Raw genomic sequence first — 18,154 nt, forward strand, 5'->3', positions numbered from 1 at the left:
ACAAAATTATTGACAGACCCATATCTAACTGATTGAAACTCGGAGACAATTTGTTGACAATTTGTTCAATAAATGATGATATCTCTGGACTATATTAAATATATGAAACTAAACGGTGTCGATCCCCCAATACAAGTGACAAAAGCAGAGGATTCCAAGAAAAAAACTAATCAAAGTACAACCAGACGTTAATTCAAAGTGATAATAGAACACTCTGTTGTAAATTCAGTGAAAGTTGGAGGTATGGAAAATCTATGATCGTATCTTTTAAAGAAACAAAAATGGTACTTGTCTTGCTCATTTTGTTAGTAACCATTACAGGATGCTCCGCAAAAATGCCTGTATCGTCAAATGAAGATCATTCTTCAACTGATCTACCTCAAAATACATCCCCCACAACCGAGACCGGGAATGAAACACCACTTGCTGAAGTGACGAACATACCATCAACCCCAACGGTTGAGTATGATCCTGCCTGGCCGGATCGAACCGTGACGTCTTCTAACGGGCATCTTGTGAATAGTTGTGTTCCAGATGAGTTACGCGATAAAGCAACTACATTGACAACCAGTGATGGGGTGTATCTGTCAGCGCTTGTGCTTGGTAGCGGAAATAAAGGAGTCCTGCTTGCACACGAGCAAGGCTATAACATTTGCTCTTTTCTTGACATGGGAACTGAACTGGCAGATAGCGGATATCTAGTCGTTATTCCTGAATATCGTAATCACGGTGCCTCACAGAATACCCAAGAGGATCTTCAACCTATAGATCGTGATGCAGATGCAGCCTTAAGCGAACTCAAAAGATTGGGTGCAAAAAAAATATTTTTGGCAGGAGCATCATGTGGCGGTACAACAGCAATCATTGCAGGCGTTCGTCAAGAGCTGCCTATTGAGGGGCTAATCATTCTTTCTTCTCCTGCACAATGTGGGCCCCATGATGCAATTCCAAGTGTCAAAAAGATTAAAGCGCCATCCCTGTTTGTTTTTTCACCTGGTGATTATGGAGGCTCGATTGAAAAAGAAGTGCGCAAATTATATCAAACATCCGGAGCAACTGATAAAGAGCTAATTGTGGATGAGAGTGGTTATCATGGAACAGATATGTACCATAAGGGAGAGCACGGTGATGCATTAAAGTCCAAGCTCATTGACTTTGTTAAACAGGAATTTAATTAAAGTAAACTCAAAATGAGGGTGTTTAATCTGAGGCGTCAGTGCTGGTCGGCATTTTCTCTTGTATCCTATTGAATTTGTATTTTTGATATTTCATAGAAAAGGTAGTCGAAAAAAGAAACGAAGCAAGTATTTCATAACAAATGCATAATTCCGACAGGCAATTTTTAATCTAAGATTATAGAGGCTAAAACAATGCCATCTATGAAAAAGAATGGTTGTATTAAACGTTCGAGGCACGGTTTGTTGTAGCACCATTTTCATAAAAAGGACAAGAACTTGTACCCATTGCCGTAAAGGACAAGAACATAGTCTTATTACCGATTAGATAAGCATTTAACTACCTTTCACTGCTCTAGTTCATTAAGGGTAGCGTCAAGAATTATGTGTAAATGGAGATATCCTTGTCTTGTAGAAGCCTCTGTTTAGTCCGTGGTTGTGAACATAGCCTGTAGTTCAGCACGTGCTTGATCAAAGCCGATGTGGCAACGCGTTGCAAAGCGTTGGTTATAGCTCTCAAACTGAGCAACTAAGAATTTTCCCAAAGCTTCTTCGTGTGGGAACTGCTCTTTGCGCTTGGTGTATTTCTTAATTTGCTTGTTGAACGACTCAATGAGATTTGTAGAGTAAATGCTTCTCCAGATGGGTTTTGGAAAGCTGTAGAACGTGAAGATATAGGGGTTTTCCTGTAGAGATTTCACAACCTTGGGATAGCTAGACTTCCACTTGGTACAGAAATCTTCTAGGGCAGCCTTTCCTTGTTCTTCGCTTTCAGCACGGTACACGGATTTGAAGTCATTGCATATCTCAAGTCGATCGGATACACGTACTTTATGGGCAATGCTGCGTGCGACATGAACGCAGCAGGATTGAGATTTCGCTCGAGGATAAACCTGTTCAATGGCAGATACGATGCCCTTTAAACCATCCGAGATGAAGAGCAGAACCTCTTCGGCGCCCCGTGCCTTAACGTCCTGAAGCAGTTCATTCCACATGAAAGCTGACTCCGTAGGAGCAATTGTGTACGCTAATACCTCTTTTGAGCCATCCTCACGAATACCAACAGCAAGATAAACAGCTTCTTTGGGAACTGTTTCTCGTTTCACAGCAACATATGTAGCATCGATGTACACACAAACATAACGCTTAGCTAGCGTACGTTTAGTGAAGGCATCGACGTGTTCGACCATCGCTTTTGTCATGTTGGATACGGTCTGCGGAGTGTAGTGAATGTCCATACATTTTCTCAATGAGGTCAGCAATCTCCGTCATTGTAACACCTTTCTGAAACATGTGAATGACGAAGGACTCCAGCGTGTCATTGGATCGTTTGTACGGAGCGACGGTTTGCTGTTTAAACTCTCCGTTGCGATCTCTAGGAATGGTGATCTTTAGATCTCCGTATTCGGTGTGTAGTGTGCGTTCTATAGCTGCTGTTTCGGGAGTTTCCTGAGTTCACACCAATACGGTCATACTTTTCATAATCTAAAAATGCGGTTAGTTCGGTTTCTAACAGACGATTCATAGGGAAGACCTCTTTCTTGGGAGTTGGTTGTGGTGACTTCATTCTACAAGAAAAGGTCTTCCTTTTGTTATGTTATCTATTTACACAAAATATTTTACGCTCTCTCATTAAGCTAACGGGGAGATTAGATTAGCAATCTGTAAGAAACAATCCGAACTGAAATGTACTATATTGTAGTTTATGTAGACACCCCCTCTAAAGCCTAAAAGAATAAACGACAGACGCACACAAAGGAGTGAAGTTATGAAATTATTGCTCACATCTGCAGGCATTAATAACAAAAGCATACACGACTCGCTAGTTGACATGCTGGGTAAGCCGATCGCCGACTCCAACGCCCTCTGCATCCCCACCGCGATGTACGGACACCCCTGGGTAGGCCCCGGCGTCAAAGCCTGGCAGTTCATCAGCGGGAATTCCGAGAATCCCATGGTGGACCTGGGCTGGAAGTCCGTCGGCGTGCTGGAGCTCACAGCGCTGCCAAGCATCGACAAAGACCGCTGGGTGCCGCTAGTCCGGGAGACGGACGTCCTGCTGGTTGCGGGCGGCGACGCCCTCTACCTGTGCTACTGGATGCGGCAGTCCGGACTGGCAGACCTCTTGCCGTCTCTGCAGGCAGTTTATGTGGGACTGAGCGCCGGGAGTATGGTGATGGCACCTAACATCGGGGAATTCTTCGTTGGCTGGACTCCACCCACCGGTGGCGATGAAACGCTGAGTCTGGTTAATTTTGCAATATTTCCGCATCTGGACCACGAGATGCTGCCTGAAAACAACATGACTGCTGCAGAGAGATGGGGCCGCTGGGATGCAAGGGCAGACGTATGCGATTGATGATCAGACCGCCATCAAAGTGATCGACGGAGCGGTCGAAATTGTCTCCGAAGGGAATTGGAAACATTTTTCGCCCTGAAATCTTTTCACCAACGATCTGGGAAGCCCCAGTTGCGGATTTCTCTGCATTCGACCTAAATAGTTTTAACAATCTTTATATAAATGGAATTCTTCAGCCGGGTAATTCGTATGATGTAAATCCTACCAGCTTATTATTTCCGGCACAAAGCACGACAATCTATGCGGGAACTCCTATCGTTTTAGAAGTAGTACTGCTAAAGGCAAATGTTACTGTTTAGTAATTTTTAAAAGAATGCCCTCACCTCTCTCGAACCCACTGCATTTATTGTACAAGAGGATCAGGCATGTTTTCTAAGTTTTTGCTTGAAAATCTGTATGATTCTCAAGAAAGAAGGGAGGCGATGAAAATGCCAATAGTACCACCGTATCAAAATAGTAGAAGATTCACTTCTACAGCTGGTGCTGGAACGGGAACAGGAGCAACGTTTGCAATTGCAGCAACAGCGTTTACCAATGATGCAGGAACAGCTGCCACGGTATTTCCGAGTACGTTCAACTATTACAACCTTTATGTGAATGGATTGATGCAAACAGCAGACGTTTCTTCTGTTACAACAACTACGATTACCATCCCTGGAGGCGATGCGTTAGATCCCGGAACTCCACTTATAGTTCAATTCGTTGTCTCTTAATTCATGTTGGTTTTCAAAGAAAGACCTGCTCGTTTAAAAACCAGAGCAGGTCTTTCTATGAAAACCAAAAGGTAATATATAGTTCCATATACCATTAAAATACATTACGACCAAGTCGCTATTTTAGCGGCTTTTGCGAGCCAAGGACAAGAACTTGTACCTATTACCGTAATGGACAAGAACTTGGTCCGCGCATAATCAAATGCTGTTTTTTCTTCTACGATCACCTCATGAGCACACCACGAAAGGAGATGGATGTGACTGCAGTTCAAATATAATCCTGGATCTATTAATTTATGAGTAAAAAAATTCATACTAGAGAGTCAGAGATGGCAGCAACACGGGGAATTTTAGGGTGGTACCGGTGATAGGACGAGTGCAATTCCATGTCAAGCGGAATGGCAATCATTGGCCTGACGTCTGAAAGAGAGCGGTCTGCAGGTGGATGAATTGGGGCCCGCATCGAAAACAGGTGCATGCGACAACGGGGCGGTATCAACATTAGCAGAGAGAATACCCGAAAATGTTAAAACGCTACTGACATACTGTTGTCAGTAGCGTTATTTTATTATCGATTAAGTAAACATCTGGGGTGGAGAGCTTGTTCTTGCCCAAAAAATGATATGGTACTGTATCATTTATTATAGGAAGGTAGGAAGGATGGTATTTTATGAATTTTGCTTCTGTACGTATCATTACCGAAGATGTGGATCGTCTTGTTGAGTTCTATGAGAAAGTCATGGGTGTTTCGGCGGAACGTCCTGCGGCTGCCTTTGCCGAACTCGTTGTGCCATCGTGCACCCTGGCGATCGGTCACTCCCAGACGGTGCCACTGTTCGGCATTGGTTCCGCAGTGGCGGCCGACAATCGCACTGTCATCCTCGAGTTTCGCGTCCACGATGTCGATACCGAATACGAGCGCTTGAAGCCGTTTGTCGACGAGTGGGTAAAGGAACCGACCACGATGCCGTGGGGGAACCGTGCTGTGTTGTTCCGTGATCCCGACGGCAACCTCATTAACCTCTTCCAGCCGGTGACTGAGGAAGCGATCAAACGGTTCAGCGGTAGGGGGTGACTCTTGAGGACATAACCGAACACCATCCCACAAAATAATTGACGTTCAACAAAATCACAACAACAGCAGCCAATTACTTGCCGGCTGCTGTTGTAAAAATATGCGCCACTTAGTGTGTACTGGAGGACATTCGGGGCTCCCCGCAGAAATCGAGCGATTGCTGTGCTGGAACGAGCAAAGCAAGAGGGATGGCTTGCCGACGATGTGGACTGTGCAGTTCTCGTTGACATGATGGTCGGAGCGGTGCTGCATCGGCTGCTAATGCAGCCGGGGGAACCGGATTCCGATGAGATGTGAACATACCTTATGAACGTAATCCGTCAAGCTGGGCTTGATGTGGACGTTCAAGACAATTGAGCCCATGAGAACGCTGTGCCTGCAAGCGCCCCTACGAACGGACTTCCGTAGTGCAGTGGTATCGACGCCGTTGGGGTAAGACTAACGAAGTTACACCAGATACAATCGAGGATAACGGAAACAAGGACACAGCGGTGGATTGAATCCATTGCGCGCAGGATGTTGCTTCGGACCAGCGAATATTATTACGTAAAATAATAATTTGACGAATAATTATAAATAAGTTACTCTGGAAACAAGGGAGGTTGGCAATAAGTGGATAAAATTGCGAAGCTGCATTATATGAAACGCGTGGAAGCCAAGAGTGCTGAGCTCCCGTGGTACGTGACCGAATACATCGATGGCCGAAAACGCAAACTGTCGCATACGACGCTGCTGAACTACTGTCACGATTACCTCATCTTTTTTGATTGGCTTGTATCAGTTAAATCGAACATCCATGATCGCAAAAACATTGAAATGTCCGTACTCGAATCGCTGACCGTCCGAGAAGTCGAAAATTTTCTGTATTATTTGGAATATCAATTGGATAACAACAAATATACGATCAACCGGAAGTTGTCTGCATTAAAATCGCTGTTTGATTATCTTCAAAACAAGGCCGAAACTCCGGATCTTAAGCCATATATTCAGCGTAATGTCATGGCCAAAATCGACTTTAATCCAATTAAGGAAAGCCAGGAAACGATCGCTTACCGAATTGAAGGCAAAATTTTGCGGGAAGACGATCTCGAGAAGTTCCGTCAGTTTGTGGCTCATGATTTTGGGGAACTCCATAAAACCAATAAACGTTTACAGCGCTTTCATGAATTTAACCGGGAACGGGATACGGCGATCGTTTCGCTAATTCTCGGCTCCGGACTGCGTTTATCTGAAGTAGCGGGAATTAACATCGAGGATTTGGATATGAACAAAGGCCAAGTGCGTGTGCTGCGTAAAGGCAATAAAGAGCAATATGTATACTTTAGCCAGCAAGCATTGTTGGACCTGGAGAGCTATTTGAAGATCCGTGAAGCTAGGTATAAACCGGAAAAATCGGAAAATTACCTGTTTATAGCAGCGCCGATCGGACGCAAAGGCCAAAGCCGGCGGTTGACGCCAAGGTCGATCGAAAAGCTGATTGAAAAATACGCTGCAGCGTTTGGTAAGCCGGCATTGACGGTGCATTCCTTGAGACACTCATTTGCAACACGTTATCATCGTGAGAACAACGACGTGCCGAAGCTGAAGAATCAGCTGGGACATTCGTCGATTCAGACAACGATGATTTACACGCATTTAACAGATGAAGAGATGAGAAAAGCCGTCAATAATATGGATAAGATGAAATTATACGATTGATGTAAAAATGGCCGTTGCACGGTGGTTTCACTAACACTTTTACACAAAACTCGTATTTTGTACATATGTCAAAAAATCTGATATCATCTTGTTTATATTAGAGATTTCCGTTTTATGTGTTAATTGACACAAACCTCCTCTTATAATTGACACAAACTTCCCCTCATTTATTGCGTACAGAATATAATATCATTTATTTGACTATTACTCCTATAATAAAATTATAATATCATTCCAATTTATATTCACTGGGTTAGTTTTGTATTATTCCGCCGATTATAATGGGAGATTTGTGTCACAGCCTCTAATTACCGCCATTTACAGGGGGAGATTTGTGTCACAAATGCCTTATACGAGGGGGGATTTGTGTCACTCCCTTTAAGTTAATTCTAAAGGGTTTGAAGTTACAATTTTTCGCATTTTCTCTATATTGACCTTTGTATATATCGTAGCTGTCTTAGGATCCGCGTGTCCAAGTAAATCCGCGATTGCTAATAAATCTGCTCCCTCACCGTCATTGTATAATACTGTTGCGCAAGTATGTCTCAACTTATGAGGTGTAACTTTCTGGTTGTTTGCTTTTACTCCGGCTTCACTTGCAATGGACTCAATGATTAATCCCACGGCTCTTCTTGTTAATCTTTTTCCTTGTTTTTGAGATATAAATAAAGCTGCTTCCTCTACTCTGTTACGCTTTTCAAGGATCGCTTGTCTAGCCGGTTTATAAATTTCAAGCGCTCGTAGGATTTTTGGTGTTAATACGAGTTTTCTTTCCTTATTCCCTTTACCTATAATTGTTAGCGACCCATCATCTTCATTAAAATTCTCTAAATTAATGCTTACAAGTTCCGAGACCCGAAGTCCTAATAATAGAAAAAGTGTAGTTATTAATGAGTCCCTTTCACTGAAGTTGCGTTTTGCGGTGAATTCTTCAAATTTCATAGCGTCTTGCAATGTGAGGCTTTTGGGGAGGCGATCTCCAAGTTTGGGGTTCTCTATGTACTGCGATACGTCGTACTGAAGATAATGTTGTTTAACTGCCCATTTAAAAAATTGCTTTATTGCTGATATGATTCTTGCCCTTGTTGTAGCAGCATAGATTGTGCCTGCTTGTGGATGTTTTTTGTTTGTGTCTTTAACGATTTTGGGATGCCTTAGTGTCCCTAAGTACATTTGAATATCATTTGCTGAAATTTCATCTATGTATGTAATATTTTTAGTTTCTTTGAGCCAGGAGGAAAGTCTTAAGATAGCATGGTTGTAAATTTCGACTGTTCCCTTAGAATAATTTCTGTTAACCTCTAGGTACACCGTAAAAGAATCGATTAAAACATCAATATTGTGTTGGGACATATATATAACCTCCTTTTGTTAATTATAATATTAAATTTTAGTTCACGAAACAGTTATTTTGTGAAGTAAATTGTATCCTTTGTGCCATTTGCGACAATATGGCTACTTTTCATATTGTAAAAGGTACTAGCAAGCGCCTATTTGGAGCACTGAAAGTCTGCCAACCGCGGACGTTTTCAGGCTAGCCCCTCAAAGGGGCATTTTATTTAACCATTCCTACCGATGTCTAATGACATAAATCAGGAAACTTAATTGACACAAAAGTGGCATTCCTTCTCTATGACTGAAACAAATGATCAACGTATCGCTTAATTGTCGATAATATCTTAAGCTTCTCTAAGATACTTTTCATCTGCCAGTTTGTCATCAAGGCTGCCATTTGTTAGGGCGAGTCTCATCGGTAAATGTGACGTTTCTTGTGTTTGTCTAAGGGACATTTTACATCATAAATTTCTCTTACTTTTTTAGTATATTATAGTTCAATACGATTTTCTTTTTCCGCAAATAGAAAAATGGTTCGTCTGTTAGAACTGCTACTTCTCTTTCACTTCTTCTTCCCGACGTTTGTTTGAATGCTGGATATAAGGATAAGAATTAATCATATGAAATTCCATTTGAATCTCTTTCCTTATGTTACTTGCCAACCTGTTATATAAGTTCACTTAGCACTTTTCTGAATTTGTTTCACAACATACTTTGCATCAGGACCAACACCACGAAGGGTCGCTGAAGCAAAGGATCGCTGCCCGGAAAGGCCGACATAATATAGACCGGGTACTACCATACTTACGCCTCGGTCTTGTAAAGGATCTCCCTTAGCATCAAGTCCTCCTAGTTCTTTGATAAAGGAAAGATTGGAACGAAACCCAGTTGCAAAAATAACACTATCCACCTTCTCTTTTGAACCATCTGGCCAAATCACCCCATCTCTATAAAACGATGTAAACATGATCTTTTGCTTTGGATTGCCATCCTTCAACCTTTGTTTGTACCCATCCAGGTCCATGACGGAAGATGCGTTGGCTAATGACTTCCCTATCGGCCAGCGGGAATCGATACCGGTGATAATAAACCAAAAATGAATATCCTTTCCTAGAAAACGCTGCGGAACAAGCGAGACCGGCTCACGAACAGCTAACGTGGTATGGGCTTTATCTGCTAACTCCATCGCGATTTGTACGGCTGAGTTTCCCCTGCCAACAACGATAACAGATTGATCACTAAAGGGGTCCGGTGTCTTATAAAAGGCGGAATGAATGATAGTACCTTTGAAATCTTCCTGACCCGAGATCGATGGGATATATGGCTTGTTAAAAGAACCGGTAGCGCAGATCACGTTGCGTGCAGTATATGTTTCTCCCGTAGTCGTACGAACTTGAAAAACACCTGATTCTTTAGAAACTTGCTCAACACGTTGATGAAAGGCAATCGGTAATTGAAAATGAGAAGCGTAGTTTTTTAAGTACTGAACGACTTCATCTCGATTGGGGTATCGGTCACCTGGAGACGGGATGGATAGTCCAGGAAGGGATGAATATTTAGCTGGCGAAAACAGCTTTAAACTATCGTAGTAATTCGGCCACGAACCTGCAGCTTCCCCACTCGCTTCCAAAATTAAAAAGGATAACCCTCTTTGTTTCAGGTGGTACCCTGATGCTAATCCCGATTGCCCGCCACCAATGACTAGGACATCTAAAACATGATTCATTGTCATTCTCTCCTCTCACGTTATGTATGGTTATCGACATCAATTAGGAATTCATTTTTTCGATCCCTTTTCTTCACTCGAAGCAATACGAATCCACACAAAACTAACAATAGAGCAGCTCCAACATTCATTGCGGTGTCTCCAATGACAGAGAGCAGTGTGAAACCCAGAAATGGACCTAATGCAGCACCTATATCAACCGTCATGGAATACGAAGATACGACGTAATGTTTATTGGATGAATCAGCTGCATATTGAGCAGCATCAGCATCTAATAATGTAGTTACGATTGAAGAAACGAGAAGTAATAGGATCAGCGTCGAGAGCCAAAAAACAGTATGGAGATTGAATGCTATAATGACAAAAAGAATACCCACCGCCATGATACTTCCCGTTAACCATTCTGTTCTCGACTGCCTGATATCACTAAACCTTCCAACCCAATAACCAAGGAAAGGATCCGCAGCTAATTTGAGGGTGAGTAATATCCCTGTTAACGTTGCAGCACTAATCGAACTTAATAAAGATAAGGCACTAAAATCCCGCATTTCTATCCAGTAGCTTAGTGTCGATTTTACGTACCCTTGGAATAATAAAGAAATCACAAATCCGGTTAGTAGTAGAATGATGAAACGTTGATCCTTAAACATGAGCATGAGTACTTTCGAATTTTTGTTCTCTACATGCTGCACTACACCTCGACTGCTTGTTTTGATAGGTAGCAAAAGCGGAAAAGTTAAGACACTGATGATTGCAAAACCGGTTAACACCGATGAAGTATCAAAGCTTTCAGATAATAAGGAACCTACAACCATTCCGATAACGACACCAGCACCGGCAATCCCATTAAACAAACCTGTTAGTTTTCCTGGCTGCTTGCTCTCCGTAACAGCTTCAACCACTAATAACTGCCCGGCTTGTTTAATGAAAGCCCATGCCACTCCCCACACACATCTAGCGATCAAGAGCGCGATAAACTCATTAAAGTAACCATAAGCAAATGTAGAAACGATCGTTAAGCAGATGGCGATGAATAGACCATTTCGAACCGGATATCGTGTATAGAACCAACCAATGAGTGGATGTATCGGTATACGAACAAACCGATTGATCGATAATAAAGCACCAATCTGCCAAAGGGCTGTTAACCCGAATTCCTCACTGTTTACCGGCAACACGGCATATAACATGGCGTCTCCAAATAAACTAACTGCTGTGATGAAGGCAGCAATGATCATGTTTTTCTCAGCTGTGCTTCGATTCACCATCCTCCCTCTTTGATTTTTATCCATGGAGCAAGTGCATTTGACCCAACCATCAATAATCAACCTCCAAATTATTTGTAAATTGCAAGTAATAACTCATAGAATACACCCATAGTCCACTTCCAAGTGTACTAAAAATAAAACAAACTCACTTTGAATGCATCTAACCTTAGATCAGTTATAACTCAGATATTTGTATTTTGCAAGTTTTAATTTTAAAATGCATCCATTTAAATAGCCACCTGTGAGCAGGTGGCTAGCTATCACAAACTATGCTTCAAATATCTTTTCAAGGGATTCTCTTTGCGTCGGCTTTATTTGAATCATGTTGCGAATGCTCTTGGCCTTTTCCTCAGCTTCGGCAATGGTTTGGGCCTCTCCTAGGGCGAGCAATGTTCCAATGGCGACGGTTCCTGTTCTTCCTTTACCTCCCCCACAATGAAAAGCAACTTTTTGGCCATTGTGATAGGCACTTACTACTTCATCGATCGCCTTTTTAAATAAAACTTCCTCGCTCTCCGTTGCATTGTCGCCCAAGGGGATCTTAACCCATTTCACGTTGGCATCTGTGGATGCGCACTCCGTGGCTTCTTCTCGAAGGTCCACCACAACTCGGACACCTTCCTGTCTAACTATTTCTTCGACATCAGCAGCTCCGCCCATATAAATCTTATCTTCATGTAGTGCATGATATTTCTTCTCCATGTTCTTCGTTGCCTCCTATTTTCGCACTAGCAGCAGCTGCTACTGCCGCCACTGACGATTAATGCAGGACCTTCTTCATCCTGGTCAATATCTAATGTAACATTCCTAACAATGTCGGCAATCGTTGGATCGAGAGCCACTTCTATATGATTTATACGCTCGACAATGTCATTTTCCTGAGCTTTATCCAGCGACAGCTGATAACTTGGTCCGCAGCACCCAGCTCCTGCATTAAAGAATCTTAACGTTGTTGTCCCAGCTTCTTTCATCATCTCTTCGATGTATGCTTTAGCCCCATCCGTAATGATCATGACGATCACTCCTCACTTCTATAAGTAGAATCTTATCTGTCATTACTTCTCCGCCAGTTTTTTGAGCCGATCGTATCCCTTTATCTCCTCCGGTTCCCACGGAATAATCACGCTGTGGTTTGCCGATGCTTCTTTAATCTCTGAGATCCATTGTGCCTCCGAACTCGCACGACCCCGTAATACCGGATCGGTTGTCTGCGTTGCAGCGAAGCTCTGATTGATCGCCCACCATTTCGTAGGGATATTTGCTCGCTTCAAGTCCTCGTTCAATCGGGAAGCCTCGTAAAAAGGCGTGGCCTCTGCCAAAGTAACAATAACTACGCTGGTCTCCTCAGAATTTCGCAGGCGGGGCAGAAGATGCTTCACCGAATCAGGAATGGCTCCAGAAGAACGTTCAATTTCCTTATGGTACTCTTGCGTTGCGTCCAAAAGCAGCAGCGTATGTCCCGTTGGAGCCGTATCAATCACTACAATCTCATCCTGTGACCGCTCAACCAACTCTGCAAATGCTCTGAAGACAGCAATTTCCTCTGTACAAGGAGAGCGTAAGTCCTCTTCCAAATAAGCAAGGCCATCTTCATCTAAGGAATCGGCATTTTGGCTCATTACTTCATTACGGTACTTTTCCAGTTCTACCCTCGGATCAATTCGGCTCACCGATAAATGGTTGTTTCCTTCCTCATCTAAAATGTGGTTAAGATGTGCGGCGGGATCGGTTGTGCTCAGATGTACTCGATGTCCCTGTTCAGCTAAGCCCGTGGCAATGGCCGATGCGATTGTTGTCTTTCCTACCCCGCCTTTTCCCATCGTAAATACAACACGTACTCCGGATGAAGATATGTCACGGATGAGTGTGCTTAATGGTGGTGCTGAAATCTGTTCCTCGTATTCAAGGCTTAATGTTTGTTCTATGGGTGAAAATAGCTGACGCAAATGAGATAGTCCCGTTAGGTTATATGGTACTAAAGGGATCTCATAATGGGGCACGGTCTTTAGAGCCTCCGGCATATCATTTAACGCGGTCAGCTGGCGTTTATAGAACACTTCTGAAATGGGATCTGGGTTCGAATGAAGAACAAAAGTGCCGTTCATAACAAGAATCTGATTATTCATTCCCGTCTCTCTTAATTCGGATGAAGCACGGGCAGCTTCCAACAGCGGTGAACGATCTGGACGTGTCACCATCACGAGTGTTGTTTGTTGTTCATCATTCAGCGTTGCCAGTGCGTTGCTATATAGTTCCTTCTTCGAATCCAGGCCTGCTAATGGACCTAAGCATGAAGCGCCGTGTGTACTTTCATCTAGAAATCCACTCCAAGCGCTAGGAAGTTGCAACAACCGGAGTGTATGCCCTGTTGGGGCTGTGTCAAAAAGAATATGGTCAAAGCCGGCTTTCAGTTCTTGATCGGTCAATAGTGTTGAGAACTCATTAAAGGCCGCAATTTCAACCGTACATGCACCCGAAAGTTGTTCCTCCATGGTAGCGATCACGGTATCCGGAAGTTTGCCGCGGTAGGGATCAACGACCTGAGCTTTATATTCACTTGCTGCCGTCTCCGGATCTAAGTTGGCAGCATATAAGTTAGGCACTCCTTGAATCTGAACAGGATGATTGGATATAGTCATACCAAATACGTCTTGCAGATTCGACGCCGGGTCTGTACTGACTAGCAAAACACGTTTACCCGCATCTGCAAGTGATATAGCAGTCGCGCTCGCGGTAGAGGTCTTCCCTACCCCGCCTTTACCCGTAAAAAAGAGATAGGGCGTTAGTGGAATATCATTAGGATGGAATGATCTAGTCATCATTGTGCACCTACTTCCTTTTGTCATTGCTTCGTTTTGAGCTCGATACGCATTTTCGGTTTTTTCACCAAGTCGGTCTCTGCCAATCCAGTCCACGCACACCATTCCTCCATGGAGGGGTAGCCTTGGGCTTTCGTCACTTGACCGTTCAACAAAACAACCGGCAATACATCCGGGCCTTGTTCAGTAAGCAGCTGATTGACAACAGAGTTCGTAATAAACGCATCTGGCTCACTTGCCAGGTTATAACGAGCAATATCGATGTTCTTGCTTTTTAGATTATGGACAACGGTTGATACGCGAATCAATTCAGGGTCCACACTTGGCCCACATACTCCTGTAGAACAGCACATGGCCGGATCATAAATTTCAATGGATATCATGACGTATCCCTCCTGTAATAAAGGAAGCCGAGAAAAGTTCCCGGCTCCTCCATTCTATTTTATTACTCGCCGGTTTCAGCGAACTTTTGAATACGCTCGCCGATTTGATCGCGAACGCGCTGGAAAACAGCCCATTTTTCTTCATCGGTCCCCTGAGCCTTGGCAGGATCGTCAAATCCCCAGTGCTCACGGCGAACATGCGGAGGTGTCATTGGACAACGATCGGCCGCATCACCGCACAGGGTGACTACCAGGTCGGATTGATTTAACAACTCCGGATCAATGATATCCGAAGTTTGGTTCGAAATATCGATCCCCACCTCGTTCATTGCTTTGACTGCATTCGGGTTTAGACCATGAGCCTCGATGCCGGCGCTGTAGACATTCCAATCATCACCCAGATGTTTCTTGGCCCATCCTTCAGCCATTTGGCTGCGGCAAGAGTTGCCTGTGCATAAGAAGTAAAGTGTCTTTTTTTTCATATTCGTTTCTCTCCCTTATCACTTGAATTAAAGTATGGTCAGCCAGATATATAAACCTAAGAGGGTTATAAATAACGTTGGGATGGTCAATATAATCCCTGTCTTAAAGTAAGTCCCCCAGCTGATCTTCACGCCTTTAGTCGAAAGGACATGCAGCCAAAGCAAGGTGGCCAGTGAACCAATCGGTGTAATTTTGGGACCTAAATCGGAACCAATCACATTCGCATAAATTAAGGCCTCTTTAATGGCTTCCGACGTGTTTGTCGCATCAATTGCGAGTGCATCGATCATGACGGTTGGCATATTGTTCATGATGGAAGAAATAATCGCTGCTATGAAGCCCATCCCCATAGTTGCAGCAAACAGTCCTTGATCCGCTACGCTCTGTATGACACTTGCCAGAAGATCCGTAAGACCCGCGTTACGTAAACCATATACGACGACATACATGCCGATCGAGAAAAATACGATGGCCCACGGAGCCCCTTGAAGTACTTCTTTGGTTTGCACAGTCGGACTTTTTCTCGCCATCAGCAGGAAGAATATCGCGATAACGCCAGCTACGATCGACACAGGGATACCCACAAATTCACACACAAAGTAACCGATCAGCAGCACGCTCAATACGATCCATGATAAACGGAACATCTTAGGATCTTGAATTGCCGTTGAAGGTTGCTTAAGCTGCGTCCCATCAAACTTACGCGGGATGCTTTTGCGGAAAAACAAATAAAGCACAAGGATACTGGCTACTAACGCGAACAAATTGGGAACAATCATACGACTGGCGTATTCGATAAACGTAATTCCGAAGAAATCGGCCGATACAATATTCACCAGGTTACTGACCACAAGCGGCAGCGAAGTTGTGTCCGCAATAAAACCACTTGCGATGATAAAAGGAAATACCTTCTTCTCGTCAAAATTCAGCGCTCGTACCATGGCCAGCACAATCGGAGTTAAGATTAGAGCCGCACCATCGTTTGCGAAAAAAGCAGCGACAACAGCTCCAAGAACGGATACATAGACAAACATCCGGATACCGTTTCCTCGAGCAGCATTCGCCATATGTAAGGCTGCCCACTCGAACAACCCAATTTTATCCAAGATCAATGAAATGATAATGATCGCGACAAAGGCGAGCGTTGCATTCCATACGATCTGGGTGACATCCCATACATCCTGAAAGTCAACGACTCCCACAAGCAGTGCCAGTACAGCACCACCGCAGGCAGACCATCCAATGGATAGATTTTTAGGCTGCCAAATGACAAAAACCAATGTAACAAGAAAAATGATGCTAGCCAGGACAACAGAAACCAATGTTCAAACCTCCAATTATACGATGACTTAAGTACGGCAATAATCAATATATAACTATATCCTTATATAAAAAACAGAGATCATATTTAGCATCACTCAACCACATGCTAAATATTCCTGTTAGTCACATGCACAGTTTACTTCCTTATTCATGGATGACAGTACTTCTTGAGCACTTGGCATCTCATTTAACACGGCTTGGATATATGGCTTATCATCAACATTCAAGGAATAAAAAACCCATTGGCCACGACGGGCTTCATTTACAATCCCCTGAGACTTAAGCTTTCTTAAGTGCTGGCTAATCGCTGGCTGGGACATGTCGAAAATATCTACAAATTCGCAAACACACCATTCTTTTTGTTTTAGAAGCGTTAACATCGTAAGCCTTGTTTTATCTCCAAGCAGTTTTAGCTTTTCAGCAATTTCGTTCATCTGCTCCAATAAGATTCACCCCATTCTTGTAAGATAACATCATAACCATATAATTTAATGCTTATATATTAATCAAAAGAATGCTTGATTTCAAGTGTGTAGACTCAACTCCCAAAAATTTCTCATTAAGCAACACTACAACCTACCTGCAGTTGGGATGGCTTGAACGATACTTCGTTCTTACCGCAAGTAGGTTTTCCACGAATGCGGTAATAAAATCTTTATGCATTATCGCTAGACAGTCAAAAGTTCTTCAACACTAAGAAGTCAGTGAATCGGCGTCAATATCAGAGGCGTAGTGCTTTGAACGGATTATTTTCGTTATGGATAAGTGTGGGTTTTGGGGAACATACGAAAAATATACGTTGCGCAAAAAGGCCATCACGGTCGCTTCAGAAACAACCGTCTTTGAGGGCGTTCTCAAGTAGCGAAAGAACAAGCCTGGAACCCGGCCCGAATAGAGGACGGTAATCAGCTGCAGCAACCCTATAGCGATGCAACTGCACAGGACATATCCTTCAATCGCTTTCACCGATTGTAGAATGAAGATGCGCTCCATCCTGCAACCTCCTCCACCGGATGGGACGCTCCCTTCTTGGGATACCGTTTCAGCTTGGGTATGGACTTGCTCCAGAAACGGTAACTATTCCTCCATCTTTAAATATCATTTATTCTTCCGGTTACAAAATATTAATGCGTTGTTTCCAAGCTACCTCCCTTGATTAAAACGTTTCCAGTAGTTAGAAGGTTGTTTTATCGTTTCACGTTAGCGTAATCGATATCTACTAATGTAATCATAGGCTCTTAGTAAGTAAGATTTCCAAAGGCTCATCTTCAAGTATTAAGCACCCTGAATCTCGATAACCTAATTTTCTATAAAGATGCTGAGCCCCTTCATTCGCTAATGTGGAGGTCATAACCAAATTAAAACCTTGCTTCTTCATTTCATCTTCCCAGAAAAGAACTGCTTTCTTACCTAATCCTTTATTTCGATATGTATCATCAATCCAAATCATATTCATAAAGGGTGTGTTGTCCCAAAAAAAGCTGTGCCGAATCCAGCCAATGATACTATGTTCTTTATTCTGTAGAATATAGATCTCATTCCCCCTAATCTTCGGTAATATTAAGTTTTCTAAGATATGATGGTCATGTTCCTTAATATATTCATAGTGCGAATCAGTTGCAGCAATAATCCTCATTATAATTGCTCCTCTGCATTATTTAATTACATTATTATACACCTGTTCACTTACCTAGATAATGTGGAATTCATTAAACTAACCTGCCCATAAGTTGAACAATGGCAGCCAATCTCGTTACCGGCCACCTCTTGTCTTCTATTGAACTCCCTCGGTACGAT

At 43.1% G+C, this 18,154-nt stretch carries 18 protein-coding genes and 2 pseudogenes; 7 read left to right on the forward strand and 13 right to left on the reverse strand.

Annotated features, from left to right (window positions below):
* Positions 1–254: 254 nt before the first annotated feature.
* Positions 255–1,178 carry an alpha/beta hydrolase gene (locus J7E85_RS25235; protein ID WP_215162765.1) on the forward strand — a complete coding sequence of 308 codons (924 nt, stop codon included), beginning with the start codon at positions 255–257 and terminating at the stop codon, positions 1,176–1,178.
* Between the two features lie 422 nt (positions 1,179–1,600).
* Here the strand turns inward: J7E85_RS25235 and J7E85_RS25240 are convergent.
* Positions 1,601–2,603: pseudogene (locus J7E85_RS25240) on the reverse strand (IS256 family transposase).
* 340 nt (positions 2,604–2,943) lie between these two features.
* Between J7E85_RS25240 and J7E85_RS25245 the strand changes: the two are divergent.
* From J7E85_RS25245 to xerS, 6 genes and pseudogenes are all read left to right on the forward strand, one after another.
* A pseudogene (locus J7E85_RS25245) lies at positions 2,944–3,613 on the forward strand (Type 1 glutamine amidotransferase-like domain-containing protein).
* Positions 3,576–3,833 (forward strand): DUF4183 domain-containing protein, encoded by a 258-nt coding sequence (locus tag J7E85_RS34925; protein ID WP_215162766.1) that lies wholly within the window; start codon positions 3,576–3,578, stop codon positions 3,831–3,833. Before J7E85_RS25245 ends, J7E85_RS34925 begins: the two are co-directional and overlap by 38 nt.
* A 129-nt stretch (positions 3,834–3,962) precedes the next feature.
* Complete coding sequence (locus J7E85_RS25255) at positions 3,963–4,247, forward strand: DUF4183 domain-containing protein (protein ID WP_215162780.1); 285 nt, start codon at positions 3,963–3,965, stop codon at positions 4,245–4,247.
* A gap of 670 nt (positions 4,248–4,917) precedes the next feature.
* A complete protein-coding gene (locus J7E85_RS25260; RefSeq protein WP_215162767.1) occupies positions 4,918–5,322 on the forward strand; it encodes a VOC family protein in 405 nt (134 codons plus the stop codon).
* A 114-nt stretch (positions 5,323–5,436) separates the two neighbouring features.
* Positions 5,437–5,619 (forward strand): TetR-like C-terminal domain-containing protein, encoded by a 183-nt coding sequence (locus tag J7E85_RS25265; protein ID WP_215162768.1) that lies wholly within the window; start codon positions 5,437–5,439, stop codon positions 5,617–5,619.
* A gap of 315 nt (positions 5,620–5,934) precedes the next feature.
* On the forward strand, positions 5,935–7,020 hold the full coding sequence (gene xerS / locus J7E85_RS25270) for a tyrosine recombinase XerS (protein ID WP_215162769.1): 1,086 nt from the start codon (positions 5,935–5,937) through the stop codon (positions 7,018–7,020).
* A gap of 378 nt (positions 7,021–7,398) precedes the next feature.
* Here the strand turns inward: xerS and J7E85_RS25275 are convergent, their stop codons facing one another.
* The 12 genes from J7E85_RS25275 to J7E85_RS25330 form a co-directional block, all read right to left on the reverse strand.
* Positions 7,399–8,373: a tyrosine-type recombinase/integrase gene (locus J7E85_RS25275; protein ID WP_215162770.1), complete on the reverse strand. Its 975-nt coding sequence runs from the start codon at positions 8,371–8,373 to the stop codon at positions 7,399–7,401.
* A gap of 658 nt (positions 8,374–9,031) precedes the next feature.
* Positions 9,032–10,081: a flavin-containing monooxygenase gene (locus J7E85_RS25280; RefSeq protein WP_215162771.1), complete on the reverse strand. Its 1,050-nt coding sequence runs from the start codon at positions 10,079–10,081 to the stop codon at positions 9,032–9,034.
* A 20-nt stretch (positions 10,082–10,101) separates the two neighbouring features.
* Positions 10,102–11,373, reverse strand: coding sequence for an MFS transporter (locus tag J7E85_RS25285; RefSeq protein WP_215162772.1), 1,272 nt, complete (start codon positions 11,371–11,373; stop codon positions 10,102–10,104).
* A 243-nt stretch (positions 11,374–11,616) separates the two neighbouring features.
* A complete protein-coding gene (locus tag J7E85_RS25290; RefSeq protein ID WP_215162773.1) occupies positions 11,617–12,051 on the reverse strand; it encodes a protein-tyrosine phosphatase family protein in 435 nt (144 codons plus the stop codon).
* Between the two features lie 26 nt (positions 12,052–12,077).
* Positions 12,078–12,362 (reverse strand): adhesin, encoded by a 285-nt coding sequence (locus J7E85_RS25295; protein ID WP_215162774.1) that lies wholly within the window; start codon positions 12,360–12,362, stop codon positions 12,078–12,080.
* A gap of 42 nt (positions 12,363–12,404) precedes the next feature.
* A complete protein-coding gene (gene arsA, locus J7E85_RS25300) occupies positions 12,405–14,168 on the reverse strand; it encodes an arsenical pump-driving ATPase (RefSeq protein WP_215162781.1) in 1,764 nt (587 codons plus the stop codon).
* 23 nt (positions 14,169–14,191) lie between these two features.
* Complete coding sequence (gene arsD / locus J7E85_RS25305; protein WP_215162775.1) at positions 14,192–14,551, reverse strand: arsenite efflux transporter metallochaperone ArsD; 360 nt, start codon at positions 14,549–14,551, stop codon at positions 14,192–14,194.
* 62 nt (positions 14,552–14,613) lie between these two features.
* Positions 14,614–15,033, reverse strand: coding sequence for an arsenate reductase (thioredoxin) (gene arsC, locus J7E85_RS25310; RefSeq protein ID WP_215162776.1), 420 nt, complete (start codon positions 15,031–15,033; stop codon positions 14,614–14,616).
* 27 nt (positions 15,034–15,060) lie between these two features.
* Positions 15,061–16,356 (reverse strand): arsenic transporter, encoded by a 1,296-nt coding sequence (locus J7E85_RS25315; protein WP_215162777.1) that lies wholly within the window; start codon positions 16,354–16,356, stop codon positions 15,061–15,063.
* A 120-nt stretch (positions 16,357–16,476) separates the two neighbouring features.
* Positions 16,477–16,800 (reverse strand): ArsR/SmtB family transcription factor, encoded by a 324-nt coding sequence (locus tag J7E85_RS25320; protein WP_036638480.1) that lies wholly within the window; start codon positions 16,798–16,800, stop codon positions 16,477–16,479.
* Between the two features lie 250 nt (positions 16,801–17,050).
* Positions 17,051–17,350 carry a hypothetical protein gene (locus J7E85_RS25325; RefSeq protein WP_215162778.1) on the reverse strand — a complete coding sequence of 100 codons (300 nt, stop codon included), beginning with the start codon at positions 17,348–17,350 and terminating at the stop codon, positions 17,051–17,053.
* A gap of 235 nt (positions 17,351–17,585) precedes the next feature.
* Entirely contained in the window at positions 17,586–17,993 is a 408-nt protein-coding gene (locus J7E85_RS25330) for a GNAT family N-acetyltransferase (RefSeq protein ID WP_215162779.1), read from the reverse strand.
* Positions 17,994–18,154 lie beyond the last annotated feature (161 nt).

The sequence above is a fragment of the Paenibacillus sp. ISL-20 genome (assembly GCF_018613005.1).
In the GTDB taxonomy this organism is placed as follows: domain Bacteria; phylum Bacillota; class Bacilli; order Paenibacillales; family Paenibacillaceae; genus Paenibacillus_AQ.